The sequence below is a fragment of the Candidatus Moraniibacteriota bacterium genome (assembly GCA_016699875.1).
Lineage (GTDB): Bacteria > Patescibacteriota > Minisyncoccia > Moranbacterales > UBA1568.
Genome location: CP064989.1, coordinates 33,916 through 51,794, shown reverse-complemented (window position 1 = coordinate 51,794; position 17,879 = coordinate 33,916). Strand labels below are relative to the sequence as shown.

The following is a 17,879-nucleotide window of genomic DNA, read 5'->3' as shown; positions in this document are numbered from 1 at the left end:
GTATATGTGTTCTTCTTGCCTTTCCGCGCATTTTTATTTTATTGAGAGGGAAGGTATCGTGAGAGTATTCTTGATTTGAGTTTTGAAAGAGTTGTGACGAGAGTTTGTTCTTTTAGGGAACTCTCGAAGACAATGTCCATTCGATCAAGAGCAATTTCTTTGTTTGTTAAAAAGGAGAGTTCATAGGTATCTCCGCGTATATTAGCAAAACTCTCAAGTGGGATCGAGCACGCCATCGTACTTGTAGAAAAGATCGACGCTTTGGTTAGTGTGCAAGAAGCATTCCTACCAGAGTCCTTGGAAGAAACAAGTACGGGGTGTCTTTTGCCAAGCCACATATGAAGCATCGATTCCCCATGTATTTCCCGGAGTGTCTCGCCTTGGACGAGGAAGTAGCGATGCTCGTCCGTGTCCATGAAGACAGTTCCATCCGGTTGTGGAACACTTATATCAACAAATTTCCCTTTTTGTTCCAGACTAATCTCCTCATCGCTTACCGTACGGACATCATCCCAAGAGTAACCCAAGGAGAGAAAGATATCTGCTCCAAGAACGGGTCGTGGCGAAGAACCGTCCATAATGAAAACACCGTCTCCCCAAGCGAGCAAAGATCCGCTTGGATAGCCAATCCATTCATCGGAGATGGCGTGGTTCTTTATGAAGGTGTTCTCTCGGATGAGCGCCCACTTCTCCGGGAATTGCTCGAGGAATGCGCCAGTGCTAACAAATGGATAGAGCATACCGTTCTTCCAAGCATAGTAGGTGTCGTCTGATCGAATAAATGCCCCATCGGGTAATGATTCGTCGATGCCTGTGTGAAGAGGACTGGGCAGGGCATCTCCTTCCGAATTGGCAAGGAGCTCTTCGTCGGAAACCGAGAGGAACGTACTCGTATCGTATCCCCATAACGCAGCGTCTTTCTCTGAATCGAATCGATGTCTCAATCCGTCGGATCCTACAAGAAATATTTCCTCATGGTGTTTCATGAGTGTTCCCGAAGGGAAGGTTGCCGAGGGTCCTTTTGGGTAAAAAAATGCTTGCTGCGAGCGTTTTGCTGTAATACGAATATTTTCCATTGCTTGATTATCAGAAGTGTCTTTCCCGGAAATGCTTACTCTTGCATGGGAAAAATCACCAAGAACCGATGCATCTAAAACGAGAGTCTCTCCTTTGCGGAGGCGCCCACTCTCTCGAGTATCTCCGGCATCTGTCCGCGGTCGTTCAATTTCATTACCTCCGGTTTTAGAATCCGAGAAAGTATAGGAGAGGTCTTGCGATGGGAAAAGTATCGAAAAAGCGAATAGTGCCATACTTGCGAGAAAAGCTCCCCACAACATTGCGCGAAGAGCCATGTAGAGCCTTTTCCAGGGCTTTCCAAGACGATTCTTTAACATAAAGTTTTATTATAGTTCTTTTCCGCATACTCGCGGACTAAACGGCGAGACGCTCATTGCTCATTTTGGCACAACAAGAAATATCGATCCTGATACGATGGCATCATTTCGAACTGATAATCGAGAGGAGTCGGTTTCGCGACTGAAGAGGGATGTCCGCAGTGTATACGGATGAATCTTTTGTAATTCGAACCGGTGTTTAAAAGCTGTCTGATATGCTATCTCATCTCCATCTCGGGCAATGAGGTATATATGTTCGAATTGATCCGTGTCAATGTTCGAGAGATCACTCGGATTAAAGAAGTACACAGCATTCTTCCCAAACAAAGTACTCATGGGGTCGGCAATAATTGAGAATGGATCTCCGGATGACATACGATCAACAAGCACAAGATCATGATCGGAGAAGTTGTTTGAAAGCGTTTCGACATCGGCGAGTAAATTTCTATTCTCAGCAAAAAAAAGTCTTGGCGCGGTCGCAGGGATTGCAGGGAGAATGAGGAGTGTACTGAATAGAGCCGAGAAAATGGTCGGCCTGAATATAATTTTCTCCGGGTAGCGATTCTTGAAGTATCTTTGCAACTGCGCGAGTGCGAAGATAGCTAATATGACAACAGTCGGCCAGAATGCAAATACAAATCGCCGGAGCATCCAGGGATGGTCCGAGGATATCTGGGGACTGAAAATGTAGGCAAATGTCGGCAGTGCCAACCAGAAGGGTACGAGCTTGAGATGCTCCCGTTTTTTGAAAAGAAACACGATGCCGAGGAGCGAAAGCGATGTTACTGAGATTATCCCGTATGTCCAGAATACACTTGATACGTGTACAATCGAATGTAATGCCGAGGAAATAAATGAGGGGATCACCTGCGAAGTATTGGCGGATGATTCGGTAGCGGCTTTTCCTATTGTTTTATAGAAGGGTGTGTTAAAGAAAATATCCACACCAATAACGGCTCCGGTTACGACTAGTGCAAACAGGATTGTTGTGGGCCAATGTGTGAGGATGTATTTCCGAGAGCTTCCCCGGGAAAGAAAGAGGGTTGCCACGGCCACGAGAATCGCAAAACCTTCTATGCGGGTCAGGCAAAGAAATACCGATGACGATAGGGCCAGCAAGTATGTCCATCGTCTCGGTTGATTCAGGAATAAGACGGCACAGAAGGAGAGTATGAGGAAGAGAGGGAGTGCGAGATTTTCACTCAATGTCTGCTCTTGTATCCATATGAAGGGGAACGAAAGTGCGGCAATAGCCACTCCTCCGACGGCGAATTGGAATGGCAAGAATCTCCATAGGAGGGTAAAAAGGACGAGAAGTGATATGAAAAGCGTAAACGCATTGGCAATGGAGAGTCCAGCTATGCCGAACAGTGAAATGTTTGCTCCAAACCAAGCGATATTTCCAAGCGGAAATTGCGTAACGAGTGACCCATCCGGAGCGAAGAAAAATCCCGGGAAATTGAGAGCCTTCCCAGTTCCGTAGAGGCGGAAGAAGTTTCTTTCAACAGAGGGGGTATATGAGTGCAATGAATGTTCGTGTGCAAGTCGAATAGCTGCTTCTGCATACGATCCTTGGTCACGTCCCGAAAAAACAGATGCGGAAGGGGAGGGCGAAAAAGAGGTACTGAAGATGAAGAAAAAGATCGCTACACTGACCAGTGCGAATTTCTTCGATGGGCGTAGTTTCCGGAGCGCTATAAGTGCGCCTGTCACTACAGCAAGAGAAAGAAAAAGAATTGTATTATCGGTGAATTTCCCGCCTATAGCCAAAAGGAATGCTCCGAAGAGAAATGCTATCCAAGCTCCTGAAATTCGCTCAACGATTGAGGCGTCTGATTCGGACAATAAAAGCGGGGAAGAGGTTGTCTGTTTCTTCTCATGTATGTCCACCATATACCCGATATTATAACATTATACCCTGGGAGAGGTCTTCCCTTGCGTATATACACCGAAGAAACCAGAAGAAAAGATGCACAAAAAAATATCGCCAACAAGTCGTTTACTCATTTATTTACAGTATTTACAGATTTACAGAGAGGCTTGTTCTTGTTTTTGTTGTGTATCTAAAAAAAATCCAAGAAAATCCAGGAAAGTTGGTAGTTTGGTAGTAGAGAAGCGTGATATATATAAAGGACTTAGATTTTTGAAGCAGCTGTTTGTTATGTATATGTCGCATAACTTACATTATGCGACATACTTAATATAAAAGTAACTGGTGCGCTACATCTTACACCTTTTGAAGGAGTTGGGAATTTCCCCCTATCCCTATCCCTGCTTCTTGAAGCGAACTGCAAAAATTGGTTCGTATTTGTTGCCGTACTCATCGACAGCTTCAACTGTTTTTCCATCCATAAGCGTTGTCATAGCCATATCTGACAACATTTCTTGATTAGCTTTGATTTCATCTGCGAGTTCCTCGTATCGTTCGTAGCGCTTGCCGAGAGAATCTTTGGCTTTTTGTTCGAGGGTAGACTTTTTTTCTCGAGTTTTTTCGAGCTCTTCAATTGCTTTTTCGTAATCGAGGTTTTGCGCAAGTATGTCCCGGTACTCTTTTTTTATTTCTTTTTGCTCTTTCTTCATTTCACTCAAATGATCAAAGATGCTTTGAATATCTGACATATAGTTAGTTATTATTTATCAATTTTTCTTTATTTAATTTACCAAAGAAGAAGTTGTTCTTCTCGCTATTTTTTTGTCATCTTTTTTCACATCTTTCATCTTTCAGGAGTATACACTACTCCCCTGCTTCTTTCGAGAAACTCCCCGCGTTGTCATTTATTTTATCGGCAGATGCGTTATCACTAGCCTTCTCCTCTGTGGGGACTTTCTTCCAGTAGGAAACGCTTTGTGTGAGGAGGTTCCGGAGAGTTCCTCTTGCGGAGTAGGTATTCTTTATCCCGTCTTTTCGAAGATAGAATTCTTGAGGAACATCGCTATCAGCTCCTATATAAAACACGGAGGGATTTCCGCTCGTGCTGATTTCGAGCCGGATTCCATCGTCTTTTGTGACGCCGAATTTACTGAAATTATCTTCGTTTTTCGAGACTATTTCATGTGGTACGAGCGTCTCAAATGACTGGAAAAGAGCGGTTACTTTTGTAGTGTCGGCGTCGTCCGCACCTATTTTCCACGCGCCACCTTTTTTCTCTAAAACAACATCATCAGCATCTTTCCTGGTTATCTTTATGGAGGTAACAGTATTTTCTGTAAACGACGAGAGGTTAATACTTGGAGCGATATTCTTTATATCAATATCAACATCTTCCTTCGATGAAAGTACGTTGCTGATCCATGGGATTATAGCTATAAGGAAGAGTCCGACTAGAATAATGGAAGCGATCTTGAGAAAGGAAATATTTTTCATAGAGGTGCTCGAGTCACAGTTTTAGATATCTTCTTCATAGGAGAATCGTCGTTTTCTGTTTCTTCGAATAAGTCGGAACATGCCATATCCGAGAGTGAGGGAGAGAGCGAATGCTATATTACCAAACTTCAGAATAGTTGGTTCGGAGGCATTGGTAAAATGAAATTTCTCCGCCGAGACATTTTTGGCCGCTATCGATCCGAGGGAAGATTCCTGTCCCAAGAATGCAAGCGCTCCGATACCGAAAGACAGGTTTGATGGATTATTTCCAACGAACTGATCTGTGAGAAATCCAGAATTCCCGACAATGATAATGTGGGATGCAAAATTGCTTGTTTCTTCGTGATCTCGTGTCAATTCGATAGCAACGGTGTGCGTTGCAAGGTCAGTTTTTGGAAAGTCTTGATCCGGTGCTATGTTAAGGTCCGTCTCTTCTTGCCCGGCAAAGGGCGTTGTGACGAAAAGGGCTGTCTGTGCGTATCCTTGTTTCTGAACGGTGTCACTATCAGTTTCTATAGAGCTTGTCCATGGGAGGGAAATTTCATTAATTGATGCCGTGAGTGGGGAGTTGCTCTCAGATTTTTGCGCTCGAATCCAGAGCGGATACGGCAAGATATACTGCATATTCTTTCCCCCACCAAAACTAACAGACTCATTGGCGCGGAGATCATAGACCATGTCCTTCCGAACAGTTACGCCGAGCTCATCCCTAATGAAATCTGAGAAATTACTGGCATTTTTTGAAGCGCTCATCGTGCTTGGTGAGGCTGTTACGCCATCGACAAGAAAGAGTGCGCTCCCTCCCCTTTTCAGAAAGTCGGAAATTGTTTTCTTTTCATCGTCGGAGAAATTTTCAGTTGGTCCGGCAACGATCAGCACTTTCAGGTCATCTGATAAAGTGAAATGTTTTGCCGGAGCATCTTCTGGTGATTTCTGAGCGGGATTTGTTTTGCTGTTATTTGAATCCGTCGAGGCATCGCTTTCCGCGGCAATTTCATGTACGTCAAATTGCTTCCCCCATTCATCGGCAATGCGGGAATAATCCCGGAAGAGACTTTTCTCTCCATGTCCGGAGAGTATGCCAACAGACGGTTTTTTATCGGTTGTAAGTTTGGTGAGGAGGCTGGAGAGTTGATATTCCAAGGTGTCGGTACTTTGAACAAAAGGGATGGTCTCATGTTTACCTCCAAATGAAATGACAATTCCAAGGTAACCCTCCTTCACTTGATATGCTTCTTGCGAGACAACATTGAAACGCACCGGCTGGACACCAAGGGATTGCGCTTCGCTGGCGATTGATTCATCAGATAAGGGATCCTTCGTGGTGAGTTGAATCTTTCCGGCAGCAATTCGTTGATAGTCCGAAAGCATGTCCTTTGTATCACGCAGGACGGGTTGGAATTCAGACGGGAGTTGCCCTGAAGCATAGAGTGATATATTGACAATATCATTAGGAAGCGATGCGAGTATCGCATCTGCGGACGAAGAGAGCGTGTATATTTGGTTGCGGGTAAGATCTATGCGTCCGGGAATTCTTGCTCCGACAATATTTGAGAAGAATGCGATACCGAATAGTACTGCCAGTGCGAGCCGGTATTGTTGGTAGGATTTTCGGCGCTTCCCGAGTTTTGATTGGAGAATCGTGAGAAATGCGACGCTCAAGAATACGGAGGTAAAGGAGATAAAATACCAAATGTCTCGAGTATCGATAACCCCGCGGGCAAGTGATACGAAGTGATTGAAGACGGAAAATTGTTCGAAGAACGACGCCATTGATAGAGGGATTCTCGATGTGACTATCTCCATTCCGGAGATGATGAGAAAGAAACTGGCAATAGCAGATACGACGAAAGCTGTTATCTGGCTTCGTGCCAGGCTCGAAATGGCTATACCGAGGCTCGCTAAAATAGCGGCAAGAAATACTCCACCCAAGTACTGCGCTATTGTTTGACCCCAATCAACAGCGCCAAAAAAGTGGAAGCTCCAGGCGATTGGGAAAACAAAAGCGGTAGCTATCGAAAAGAAAGCTAGTATTCCGAAAAACTTTCCAAGAATCAGCTCTATCGGCCGCACTGGTCGAGTGAGGAGAAATTCAAGAGTTCCCTCGCTTTTTTCTTCTGCGAGAGATCCCATAGTAAGGGCTGGGATGACCAGAAGAAGGAGCCAAGGTAGAAAGTCAAACAGTCCCCTGACGGATATTTCTCCGATAAGGAACACCTGGCGAAAGAACAAAAATTCCCAGAGGAGAAGAAATGCGGCGATTACAATGTAGGCTGTCGGGTTATTAAAAAAAGCTTGCAATTCTTTTCGAATGAGTGTGAGAATGTTTTTCATAGGTGGTAGAAATCTATTCCTTGGTGAGTTCTTGGAAAATATCTTCAAGTTTTCGCTCTTCCTCATGCATATCCCACAAGATCCAGTGGTGTTTCCAGGCGAGTTTTGATATATCGGGACGAATTTCCCGGTTTTCTTCAATTGAGAGGGTAGCAGAGAATCGATTTTTCTTCCGATCTTTTACTGAAAAGGTGTCCCTTCCTCCAGCAAGACGTGTAAGCTCCTGCTCTACGTCGTCGCCTTCAATATCGACTGACAGCATTCGCTTCCCTTCCGCTTTGGCGGAAAGTTCCTGTACCGTTCCATCGGCGACGAGTCCCCCTTTGTTCAATATGAGCAGCCGGCTACACACCGCGGAAGCCTCTTGCATAACGTGTGTACTCATGATGACCGTATGTTTCTTTGCGAGATCTTTGATAAGTGCTCGAATGTCACCTCGCTGATTCGGGTCAAGTCCTTCGGTTGGTTCATCAAGAATGATAATGTCCGGCTTATGGATAAGCGCAGCAGCGATGCCGACTCGCTGACGGAATCCTTTTGAAAGTTCTCGTATCGGCCGATAGAACATCTCTTCGATACCAACAGCGTGCACAACGCGACCAGTAGCCTCTTTCCTCTCTGATGGCGATATTTGGTGAAGTCTCGCAGCGAGATCAAGAAACTCCGACACCAGCATATTCGTATAGAGCGGGTTGTTTTCGGGGAGGTAGCCTATCTTTTTTTGTACCGCTACCGGATCACGCTCGATATTGATGTCATCAACGATGATCGACCCTCGATCGGGCGAAAAAAATCCAGTCATCATCCGCAGAGTCGTTGTTTTTCCTGCGCCATTTGGCCCAAGAAATCCGATGACCTCGCTTGAATTCACTGAAAATGACAGGTCATTGACCGCTTTCACTCTTCCGAAATACTTCGTGACATTCTTGAGTGTAATCATAGAGGAAGGAAAAGGGAGAATCCGGATAAAAAACGATCATACTTCGCCATTGTAAAGAGAAACGCTTTTTTGTGTCAACGTTGACAAGATATCTGTGGCATGTGTGATTTACCGCAATGTAATGGCGACGATTTCCGGGCGATTCCCAAGTCGCATTGACGGTCCCCATGTGCCGATGCCGCTTGTTGTATAGAGCGTATAATCCCCTTTTGTATACAATCCGTAGTCATGCCCTTTGTGCGCTATTTTTGTGATGAGTCCGAAGGGAAACATCTGCCCCTTATGAGTGTGTCCCGAGAGTTGGAGATGTATTCCCGCCTCTCGGAATCCTCGAATATGCGATGGCGCATGATAGAGAAGGATATTCGGGCTCCCCTTCCAAGAGTTCTCAAGGGATCTTGCGACGCCTACGATATCTTTTCGCTCTCCTTGATCCGGATAACCAATACCGATAACCTTGAGACCATCGATATCGATCACTTCGTCTCGAAGGATTCGGACCGGGGTTCTGCCGATAAGAGCGAAAGATTTCTCCAGTCCGAAATATGTCTCATGATTCCCGTTCACAAAAAATACGCCGTACTTTGAGCGAATATCCCCGAGTGTATCCACAGCATGCTCGAGATCGCCATCCATACCGTCAAAAAGGTCTCCGGTAATGAAGACGGCCTCCGGATGAATTGTATTGACCTGAGAAACGACTCGACGCATGAAGTTTAACTGATAGACATATCCGAGATGAATATCTGACAATTGGACAACTCGCTTCCCTTTCCACAGATCTGGGAGATTTGGAATAGTTACCTCGATATGCTTGACAACCGGATGGGACGCATTCCAGACGCCGTAGACAGATAAAGAGATTGCCATAGCAAAGCATATTGCGGCGATGATGGTTGGCGAGACAACTATCGAATTATTGAAAAACAACAGTATCCCCCATGTAGCAAGAGATGCCAGTACGATATTCGCACCTATGCCGAGAAGGATACCAGTCACTATGTAGAATGATTTTGTGAATATATTTTCTCGCATTCTCCCGAGTATGGAGGCGAGAATGAATGCAATTGGTATGGCCGCCGTGCTTATGTAGAGCAGTAATTTGTCAGTCTCATGAGTAACAGAGAAAAACCGTACAATTGAAAAGTATACAAAAAATTGCGCTCCGGAGAGAATGCCTAAAACAACGCATACAACTATTACGCCTTGCAGTAAACGAGCCATAGAAACGATTATGAAATATTGTAGGCGTTCGAAAGGATCCCAAACGCCCAAGGTATGGCGAACATAAGGGCGATAATCGGGAGAACCACCGTGACCAGCGTAATGATCAGTGTCCAAAGAAAATATCGCCGGAGCTTCTCGACGCTTGCAAACATCCGATCGACTTTCTGTTCGATGTTCTGTATTTTCTCAAAAAGTTCCGGTTCCATAGGAATTAATACGTGCTTCGATCGGCTGATTTCCATGCAAGATTGAGTCTTGTTCGCGTTCGCTCGGATTGTCTTGGAGGGAGATAGCTGGGATGAGAGCGACTAATAATATGATGGCGGGCAAAATGAAAATACTTGAAAGCGGAAAGAAGATAAGCCAGGTTCCAAGGAAGAGTGCGGCGATAATATTACCAACCGGACGAGCTGTCCGAAAAAAGGCAATAAGATCATTATCGCTCCCGTCAATACGCTTGTAGAAATACGAATCACTCAGAACTTCGACTCCGGCAATGCCAACTCGAGTTATAAAAAGCAGCGTTGCCCAGAGCACCACGCTCGGACTCTCTATCCAGACAAGCGAAGCTGTTGAGAGCGCTGAAAGAATCAATGAACCAATAAGAAGCTCTTTTTCGCCAGTCCGTCGATCCGCAATATTGCCCAGCGGATACTGAATGATGACGAAGGGAATGAGCATAATTGTGAAAACAATTCCGATGTGGTTCCAGCTCATACCAAGTTCTCGGAGGCGGAGCGATGTGTAGACGATCATGGTTGCGTAGAAAAAATTGAGCGCGAATGAAACAATATAGATTCTTGCGATGTCAGTGCGGCGCCGCACCTTTCTGAAAATATTGACCGGTGAAACTTGTCGTTCAATCGGTCTTTTTGACGATGCCAAAAGAAGAAGTGCAAGAAGAAACAGGATCGAATAGAAAATAAGACTGACAAAAAATACTCCGGAAAATCCGAAATGACCGAGGATGGTCGCGGAAAGAAATGGGGCGAACAATATCCCGAGATTCATTGCGGAAAGATTCATGCCGCGTATCCTCCCTGATCGCCGGTCTTCGGAAGAGCGTTCAAGCACCATATCCAATGTGACCCAAGCCAGCGCCGTAGCAACAAGGTATCCCATGATAAGCATCGACCCTGAAATTGACGTTGGCAGAAAAGTAAGTGGTATCTGCACCCCGATGACACCGAGGATGAAGAGCATAAAGAGCGATGTTTCTCCAATTGATCGGACAACTGCTTGCAAAGAGAAGAGGAATGCAAGCATAATTCCAAAAGCGATGAAGTAAAATGCGCTGACATTGGCGCTCCCGATTGATTCCGAGAAGTATGCTGAGAGGATGTAGACCAAAAATGAGTCGGCAAAACCAAAAAGAAACGCTATGCCACTGAGTCGGCGCGTTTGCAGAGAATCGTATTGTTCGGAATGCCGCAATGAACTTTCCGTAGCTTCTGACATGCTCTTATTATCACAGAAAACTCTGAAGCTGTCGAAGTGTTTATTGTGGCTTTGGCATCATTCTATGCACCCCGGTTTATATCCTTTTGATTCGGCATCAGCAGCGGACGTGAAGCATATTCGGTTTTCCGGTTTGATCCGTTTTGCCCAGCTGCACTTGGGCAGATGATACTTATCCGAATTCCGACTCCCGACAAATACGCAGACCTGATCACCCATATCTTTTAAATTATCGGAATCTCCAGCTGCTGTTCCCACAGAGTTCTGGGAGTTTTGCACGAGGGTATCTTCCCCTCTCTGATCAGAGGGTACTGTTGTGCATACGCATGGATCGGCTGGTTTCTCTACGTAGATGGGTGCGGATTGCCGATCTTTTCCAATGAGAAAACCTCCCTCAAAAGCCAGCATTAGCGAAGCGGCGACTCCGACGAAGAGTATCAGGCTTTGTCCGTGCCCCTGAAACCATTGTGCTCCGGTTTCTTTCGCATGTCGAAAAGGTTTTTTCAGAAAGGGTCCCATGCCGTATGTATAATGGCGCTATCGTATCTTCTAGAGGCAAAAAAGGCAAGCTGTATCTCTTTTTTGGTCAATTTCTTTTGTTTTATATGCAGAAATCATGTTCTTCCAGTGTCTTCCATCGGATATTGACAGTATCATGAAAAAGCGATACCATTTCCCTGTTATCGTATCTGTCTATCCCTATATTTCAGGTTTATGGCGCATCGTAAAGCAGGCGGATCTACCGATCTTGGCCGCGATTCCATCGCAAAACGCCTCGGCGTAAAGCGGTTTGGCGGTCAATCAGTACACCCGGGTGAAGTTATTGTCCGTCAGCGGGGTACCAAATTTCACCCTGGTCAGAATGTAAAAAAAGGAGCGGATGACACTCTTTTTGCTCTTGCGGATGGGAAGGTGTCTTTTCAACACAAGAAAATGCTTGCTTTTACAGGCAAACTTGCGAAACGAATTTTTGTTCACGTGAAGCTGTCAGCATAACAAAAGAGAGCTGGCATTGTACACTACTCCGGAATTCCGAAGAGAAAAGAGAAAACCCACCAAATATTGGTGGGTTTTCTGGCTTGGGAAAGAATAGAACGTGACACTATCTGCTCGCTTTTTCCCTCTTTCTCCTCCATATAGTATTTTGATAATTTTTCAGTGAGTATTCTAATGTCGCATACTGCTCTCCGATTGATGAAACAATTGCCAGGAATCTGCTACTTCTTTAGAGAATTCCAGGAAATCTTGTTCCAATATCAGCCGGGCGTTATCACTCCCCTCTCCTTTTGATTTGCTTGTTTGGAGATGTTTTTCATGCAGAGCCGCTATCTTTGAGAATGTCTCTGAATTTTCCGTGAATCGCTGCGAAATTTTTTCTTCTCTATACCACGTGGAGAATCCACTTGTAATAATCCCTAGTCGCAACTGTCCTCTTTGTTGTCTGTCGAGATGGTCCAAACTTTCACTGTCAGGCGTTGTTCTTCTGACTATTTCTTCGATAGCGCACACTTGCAGATTCATATCGAACCAGCTCAGAGTCTCCTCATGTTTTCTCTCTTCTATAGCCAGATTCCTTTCCTGGCGAGGTATGTTTTCGGAGAGTTCCATACGCATTGCATTAGTTTTAGATGCTCGCTTCTTTTTCCACACAAGCTTTGAGGAATTCAACAAAGAGCGGATGTGGGGCAAGCGGTGCCGACTGGAACTCCGGATGAAATTGAGTTCCCAGGAAGAACGGGTGTTTCTCTCGTGGAAGCTCGGCGATTTCCATAAGCTTACCATCGGGCGATGTTCCTGAGAATATGAGCCCCGCTTTCTCCAGTCGCTCAATGTACTCGGGATTGACCTCGTATCGATGACGATGTCGTTCCGAGATGTCTTTTCTATTATATGCATTTCTTGCTATCGTTTCTTTTTTGAGAGTTGCCGGATAGGCGCCGAGCCGCATAGTAGCGCCGTATTCTTTTTTCTTGAGGCGCTCTTTTTGTTCCGGCATAATATCGATAACAGGGCATGTCGCGTGTTTGTCGATCTCCACAGTATTCGCATCTTTCAACCCGGCTCCGTTTCGTGCGTATTCAATGACAGCAAGCTGCATACCATAGCAAAGTCCGAAGTAAGGAATTTTCTTCTCGCGACAAAACCCTATAGCGGCAATCTTTCCCTCGATGCCGCGCGAGCCGAAACCTCCGGGAATGAGGATGCCATCATAGCGGGTCAGCTCTTTGAGGGAAGCGGGATCACCTTCATAGGTGCCGCTCTCGAGCCATTCGATTATCGGCTTTCGACGAATCGAGTACGCAGCATGCTTAATCGCTTCAATCACGCTAATGTAGACATCGGATAAGACGAAATCTCCGGTCTTGAAGTATTTTCCGACAATACCAATCTTGACGGTTTCTTCAAGGCCGTGAATGCGCGAAACGAGACTGTTCCACTGTTTCATATCTTTCATTCGTGCGCGCAAGCTGAGTTTCTTGAGAATAAGCGTGCTGAGATTATCCTTCTCAAAGTTTACCGGGACATCGTAAATACTTTCAACATCCGGCGCACTGACGACGTCTTCCTTTTTTACATTGCAAAAGACAGCTATTTTTTCCTTTCTCTTTTCATCAAGCGAGTGATCACTCCTGGCAACAATAATATCCGGTTGGATGCCGGCACTATTGAGTGTTCGTGCGGCATACTGCGTTGGCTTCGTTTTCATTTCACCGATTTTGCTTGGGACTGGCAGATAACTCACCAGCACAAAGAGCACATCTTCCGGGTGGTTGATTTTCATCATGCGAGCCGCTTCGAGGAAAAGGATATTTTGGTATTCGCCGATAGTCCCGCCGATTTCTATGATGGCAATGTCTGCCTGATCATTCTCAGCGGCACGTTTGATGCGCGATATCACTTCGAGCGGAATATGTGGTACTACCTCGACACAGGCTCCATTATATTTCAGATTTCTCTCGCGGTTTATGACTGATTGATAAACACTCCCGGTTGTCATGTAGTTCTCTCGCGAAAGACTCTTGCCAAGAAATCGTTCATAGTTCCCCATATCCTGATCTGTCTCATAACCGTCTTGGAGCACGAAAACTTCTCCGTGTTCCGTGGGGTTCATGGTACCGGCGTCAACATTGATGTACGGATCTATCTTCAGCGCCGTCACATTAAAGCCGCGCGACGAAAGAATCTTCCCGATTGATGAAGAAGCTATTCCCTTTCCAACACCACTCATTACGCCGCCGACTACAAAAATGAAGCGCGTCCGCATTTTCTTTGTTTTTACCATAGAGATTCTGCCTACCGGATTATGGATAAATACCGAGATGTACCCCGAGCTCTTCCCTATTATCACTCTCGACGAATCCTTTCATAAAGACAGAGAGTCGCCCGATTAGAGCGACTCCCCCAAATATTCTGAAAGGTGCTTTCGTTTTTTACTCTCCCTTCAACAGTACCACAAATGGCACCGATATGCCATGTCCAAAATCAGCAGTGAGTTCGTGCTCGCCGAGTGTCTTGAGCGGCTTTGGCAGAACGATATTTTTTTCCGAAATGACCACCCCGTCCTTCTCGAGCGCTTTCACAATATCTTTAGCGGTTACTGATCCGAACATGGTCCCATCTTTTTCTCTTACCGCAATGCGAACTTCTCGTTCACGGAGCGCCTGCGACTCTTCCTTGACTTTAGTGATGATGTCATTTTCCTTCTTCGTCTCATCAGCCTGACGCTTTTTGGCATTGAGAAGCGCCCGCTCTGTTCCCGGCTCGGCAAGATTCTTAGGGAAAAGGAAATTCCTCGCATATCCGGCAGAAACAAGGCGAATATCGCCCACCTTGGCAACGCCATCTATCGTCTTCGTAAAGACTACCTTTGTCTGCATAAATATGTACCTAAAAAATATCTCGATTGGTGGACAATGCTGGACTCGAACCAGCGACCTCTGCAATGTGAATGCAGCGCTCTAACCAGCTGAGCTAATTGTCCGTTTATCTTTAAGAGAAAATAGAGCTTCTTTCGTAGCCTCAACTAGCCTACCAGAGAATCTTTAAAATGGCAAGGAATAGCCATAATAGAGTGTTCTGCTCTTTACACTCATGCTTTTTTTACGATATACTTCAAAGAAAGAAGGCTTGTTTTTATCTCGCTTGTCACGATTCTCTCTTATGAAGGTTATCTCCATAATTGTCCCTGCACACAATGAAGCGGAGAATATCCCTGTTTTCTGTGAGCGGGCGCAACCAATACTTGAGTCGCTTGGTGAAGCATACTCCTACGAAATTCTCTTCGTCAATGATGGAAGCACCGATGAGACGCTGGAGGTTCTGAAACAAGCGTCTTCACGTGACTCGCGTATACGATATATTGATTTCTCGAGAAATTTCGGTAAAGAAATAGCGACAACTGCCGGACTTCACCATGCTTCCGGGAATGCATGTATTCTTATAGATGCGGATCTTCAGCATCCAATCGAATTGATCCCTGAGTTTGTCAATCAGTGGGAGCGCGGTTTTGAAGTTGTAGTGGGCATTCGGAACAAAAGCCGGAGCGATTCATGGATAAAGAAAGTTGGATCCGTCATTTTTTACGCCATACTCAACAAAATTGTTGAGACAAAGGTTGTGCCAAACTCAACTGATTTTCGACTTCTTGATCGGATGGTGGTCAATGAATTCAATCGACTTACCGAAGTCAATCGAATGACGCGCGGACTTATCGATTGGATGGGATTTAAGCGTACCTATATATTCTTCGATGCTCATGAGCGACTCCATGGGACGGCGAGTTACAATTTTTGGAAATTGGCTCGACTTGCTTTCAACAGCTTTGTCTCACTGAGTCTCCTCCCGCTTCGGTTGGCTGGTTATCTGGGCATTTTCATAACGGCTACTTCTTCCATTGCCGGTTTCTACATATTGCTTGGAAAATATTTCTTTCGCTGGCATTTCGCCTCGACATTCTCTGATGCCGAAAATCTTGCCATCTTCATTGTCTTTCTTGTAGGCATTCTCCTTATGTCTATTGGGTTACTCTCACTTTATATTGAGAATATTCACCGGGAAGTTCTCGGTCGTCCCTTATATATCATTCGGAGGAAATCTTAGCCGTATTCGTAATTGCTTGCCACTAGAGGAATGCCCTGCTCATTCCTCGTTTTTTAGTTCTCATGTGGGGACATTCTTCATCTATAGCTCATTCCACCATCTGCTACACTTGAGGAATCTACCCGATTTTCTACCGGTAAGTACATCCCTTTGCACAGAGCATCCTTTCTTTCGGAAGGTTTATTTGGTCAATGACGATATCTTTGCTGTCAATCACCTCAAGACCGGCTTCCTTCCCCTTTCTTGAGGATGCGAAAGTGATATCTTTAAGGAGTATTTGTTGAACATTTTTCAGGAGCGCTGTTCCGCTTGCGGAGAGTGAAAGATTGTTCAGTTCTATGTCGTACGGAGGGTTTTCAGCGGCTCCATTCAGTAGAAAGGGCTTTCTGGTCCAATCGCACCGTATATTTGCAATACGAATATCGCTAAAGTCTGTGAGATCCGTCCCGACTGATACGGCTTCGCCAGTCATCTGGTCGAGTTCGATTGCGGCAATCCGCGCACTTTCAATGTTCATATTTTGAATTCGGATCGTATGGACAGAAGCACCTCTCCCGGGACTCGATTTCATACGAATGCCGAAATCAGCTTCTTTCACATGCATCGTATCTACAAAAACATCTTGTATCCCGCCGGAAACCTCGCTGCCAATAGCTATGGCTGCATGAGCCTCTTCAACGGCACAGTTCTTTATGAGGATATTCTTTGATGGCCTCCCGACGCGCATCCCATCGTTGTCTCTCCCTGATTTTATGGCAATAGCATCGTCTCCTGTAGAAAATTTTGAGCCTTCGATGACGACGTTTTGCGAAGAATCTACGACGATTCCGTCCGTATTTCTTCCATCATGCGTTCGAATAGAAACATCGCGAATAGTGAGGGTATCGCTATAGAGCGGGTGAATCGTCCACATGGGGCCGTTTACAAAAGTAACGCCCTCAATAAGCACCGTCTGACACTCGAAAAACTCTATAAATGCCGGCCGTAGCCCCTTCTCTCCTCCAAAGACCCGATCGTTAATAGGGGTGCCGTTTTGCCCCATTGTGTACAGTTCCATCATAGAGGCCGCCACTCTCGGATCATCCACCGATGTCCACCATGACTTCTCTGCTTGCCCGTTCAGCGTCCCCTTTCCGGTAATTGCAATGTTCTTCGCGTTTCTCGCGGAGAGGGGCGGGGAATAATTGTAGTATTCAACACCTTCGAATCGCGAACGGACAACAGGAAGGTAATCGTTTTTCTGAGCACTAAAAAGGATCTCAGAATCCTGTTCGAGGAAAAGCCATATATTGTTCTGCAAAACAATCGGACCAGTCAACCATTCCCCTTTCGGAACAACTATCTTTCCGCCACCGAGTCGAGAGCATTCCGCAATAGCTTCTCGGAAAGCATCGGTATTCATGGTTTGTCCATCTCCGATTGCCCCGAAATCCATGATATTGCATACTCTATCGGGGAATACAGGCTCCGAAAGAGAGAGTGTTTGTGGGATTGTCAGAGTATTGCTATCAACACCCTTCACTGTCTCACGCGCAGCTTCTTTCGAAAGCGTGTCATTCTTTTTGTGAGCGATGAAATTGATCTTGAAGAAAAGTGCTCCGCCAATTAGGAAGAGTGCAGAGATGGAGAGTGCCACTACAGTGAGAAGTTGTTTTTTATTTGCCATACTCCCTTATTTGAAACATACTGACGCGTCCACTTGCAATGCGATTTATGATTTCTTGATCATTAATTTCGGTTATTACAATGAATCCGGATATTGCCGTTGGAAAGACCAATGCCATGTTTCTGCCAAACATCTTCGCAATGAGTACATACATCAATGGAATGGTGAGCACGGAAAACAAAAGATCCGGGTACGCCAGCGCTGCCGGCGTCCAACCGAGGATTAACCCCGAAAGAAACGAGAAGTAGTGTGTAATCGGTCCGATATGGAATTCCATATTCCAACGCATGTAATCCCCACTAGAATGAGTGCTGTTCGCATTGAAACGAAAAAGCGAGCGATACCGGAGACACATTCCGTTTTTAGTCGGGAAAGCACGTGCGCTTCCATGGTGGA

General features: G+C 45.4%; 16 protein-coding genes and 1 tRNA gene. 2 read left to right on the top strand and 15 right to left on the bottom strand.

The genetic code is table 11. The features are described from left to right. Positions 1 to 38 precede the first annotated feature (38 nt). The 9 genes from IPK84_00255 to IPK84_00215 all read right to left on the bottom strand — a co-directional run bounded on the left by IPK84_00255 (position 39) and on the right by IPK84_00215 (position 10,717). Entirely contained in the window at positions 39 to 1,310 is a 1,272-nt protein-coding gene (locus tag IPK84_00255) for a hypothetical protein (GenBank protein ID QQS15787.1), read from the bottom strand. A gap of 144 nt (positions 1,311 to 1,454) precedes the next feature. Further along, positions 1,455 to 3,287, bottom strand: coding sequence for a hypothetical protein (locus tag IPK84_00250; GenBank protein QQS15786.1), 1,833 nt, complete (start codon positions 3,285 to 3,287; stop codon positions 1,455 to 1,457). 372 nt (positions 3,288 to 3,659) lie between these two features. Continuing rightward, on the bottom strand, positions 3,660 to 4,013 hold the full coding sequence (locus IPK84_00245) for a hypothetical protein (protein QQS15785.1): 354 nt from the start codon (positions 4,011 to 4,013) through the stop codon (positions 3,660 to 3,662). A gap of 115 nt (positions 4,014 to 4,128) precedes the next feature. Continuing rightward, positions 4,129 to 4,758, bottom strand: a complete 630-nt coding sequence (locus IPK84_00240) for a DUF4340 domain-containing protein (protein ID QQS15784.1) — start codon at positions 4,756 to 4,758, stop codon at positions 4,129 to 4,131. A 21-nt stretch (positions 4,759 to 4,779) separates the two neighbouring features. Further along, positions 4,780 to 7,092: a Gldg family protein gene (locus IPK84_00235; GenBank protein ID QQS15783.1), complete on the bottom strand. Its 2,313-nt coding sequence runs from the start codon at positions 7,090 to 7,092 to the stop codon at positions 4,780 to 4,782. 13 nt (positions 7,093 to 7,105) lie between these two features. Then, positions 7,106 to 8,032 carry an ATP-binding cassette domain-containing protein gene (locus tag IPK84_00230; protein ID QQS15782.1) on the bottom strand — a complete coding sequence of 309 codons (927 nt, stop codon included), beginning with the start codon at positions 8,030 to 8,032 and terminating at the stop codon, positions 7,106 to 7,108. A 108-nt stretch (positions 8,033 to 8,140) separates the two neighbouring features. Then, on the bottom strand, positions 8,141 to 9,256 hold the full coding sequence (locus tag IPK84_00225; protein ID QQS15781.1) for a metallophosphoesterase: 1,116 nt from the start codon (positions 9,254 to 9,256) through the stop codon (positions 8,141 to 8,143). A gap of 8 nt (positions 9,257 to 9,264) precedes the next feature. Continuing rightward, the gene (locus tag IPK84_00220; protein QQS15780.1) at positions 9,265 to 9,465 is read right to left on the bottom strand and encodes a hypothetical protein; all 201 of its coding nucleotides are present in this window, start codon (positions 9,463 to 9,465) and stop codon (positions 9,265 to 9,267) included. Then, a complete protein-coding gene (locus IPK84_00215) occupies positions 9,446 to 10,717 on the bottom strand; it encodes an MFS transporter (GenBank protein ID QQS15779.1) in 1,272 nt (423 codons plus the stop codon). Before IPK84_00215 ends, IPK84_00220 begins: the two co-directional genes overlap by 20 nt. 714 nt (positions 10,718 to 11,431) lie before the next feature. Here IPK84_00215 and rpmA point away from each other — a divergent pair. After that, entirely contained in the window at positions 11,432 to 11,713 is a 282-nt protein-coding gene (gene rpmA, locus IPK84_00210) for a 50S ribosomal protein L27 (GenBank protein QQS15778.1), read from the top strand. A 171-nt stretch (positions 11,714 to 11,884) separates the two neighbouring features. Here rpmA and IPK84_00205 read toward each other — a convergent pair whose 3' ends face one another. From IPK84_00205 to IPK84_00190, 4 genes are all read right to left on the bottom strand, one after another. Next, positions 11,885 to 12,325, bottom strand: coding sequence for a hypothetical protein (locus IPK84_00205; protein ID QQS15777.1), 441 nt, complete (start codon positions 12,323 to 12,325; stop codon positions 11,885 to 11,887). 16 nt (positions 12,326 to 12,341) lie between these two features. Further along, entirely contained in the window at positions 12,342 to 13,982 is a 1,641-nt protein-coding gene (locus tag IPK84_00200; GenBank protein QQS16240.1) for a CTP synthase, read from the bottom strand. A gap of 166 nt (positions 13,983 to 14,148) precedes the next feature. After that, a complete protein-coding gene (gene rplI / locus IPK84_00195) occupies positions 14,149 to 14,595 on the bottom strand; it encodes a 50S ribosomal protein L9 (GenBank protein ID QQS15776.1) in 447 nt (148 codons plus the stop codon). A gap of 27 nt (positions 14,596 to 14,622) precedes the next feature. Further along, positions 14,623 to 14,699 (bottom strand) — tRNA-Val (locus IPK84_00190). Positions 14,700 to 14,878: 179 nt separating this feature from the next. Between IPK84_00190 and IPK84_00185 the strand changes: the two genes are divergently transcribed. After that, the gene (locus IPK84_00185; GenBank protein QQS15775.1) at positions 14,879 to 15,817 is read left to right on the top strand and encodes a glycosyltransferase family 2 protein; all 939 of its coding nucleotides are present in this window, start codon (positions 14,879 to 14,881) and stop codon (positions 15,815 to 15,817) included. A 130-nt stretch (positions 15,818 to 15,947) separates the two neighbouring features. Here the strand turns inward: IPK84_00185 and IPK84_00180 are convergent, their stop codons facing one another. Together IPK84_00180 and IPK84_00175 are read right to left on the bottom strand one after the other, a co-directional pair. Then, positions 15,948 to 17,483, bottom strand: coding sequence for a glycoside hydrolase family 28 protein (locus IPK84_00180; GenBank protein ID QQS15774.1), 1,536 nt, complete (start codon positions 17,481 to 17,483; stop codon positions 15,948 to 15,950). After that, positions 17,473 to 17,772, bottom strand: coding sequence for a hypothetical protein (locus IPK84_00175; protein ID QQS15773.1), 300 nt, complete (start codon positions 17,770 to 17,772; stop codon positions 17,473 to 17,475). The genes IPK84_00180 and IPK84_00175 overlap by 11 nt, the downstream gene beginning before the upstream one ends. Positions 17,773 to 17,879 lie beyond the last annotated feature (107 nt).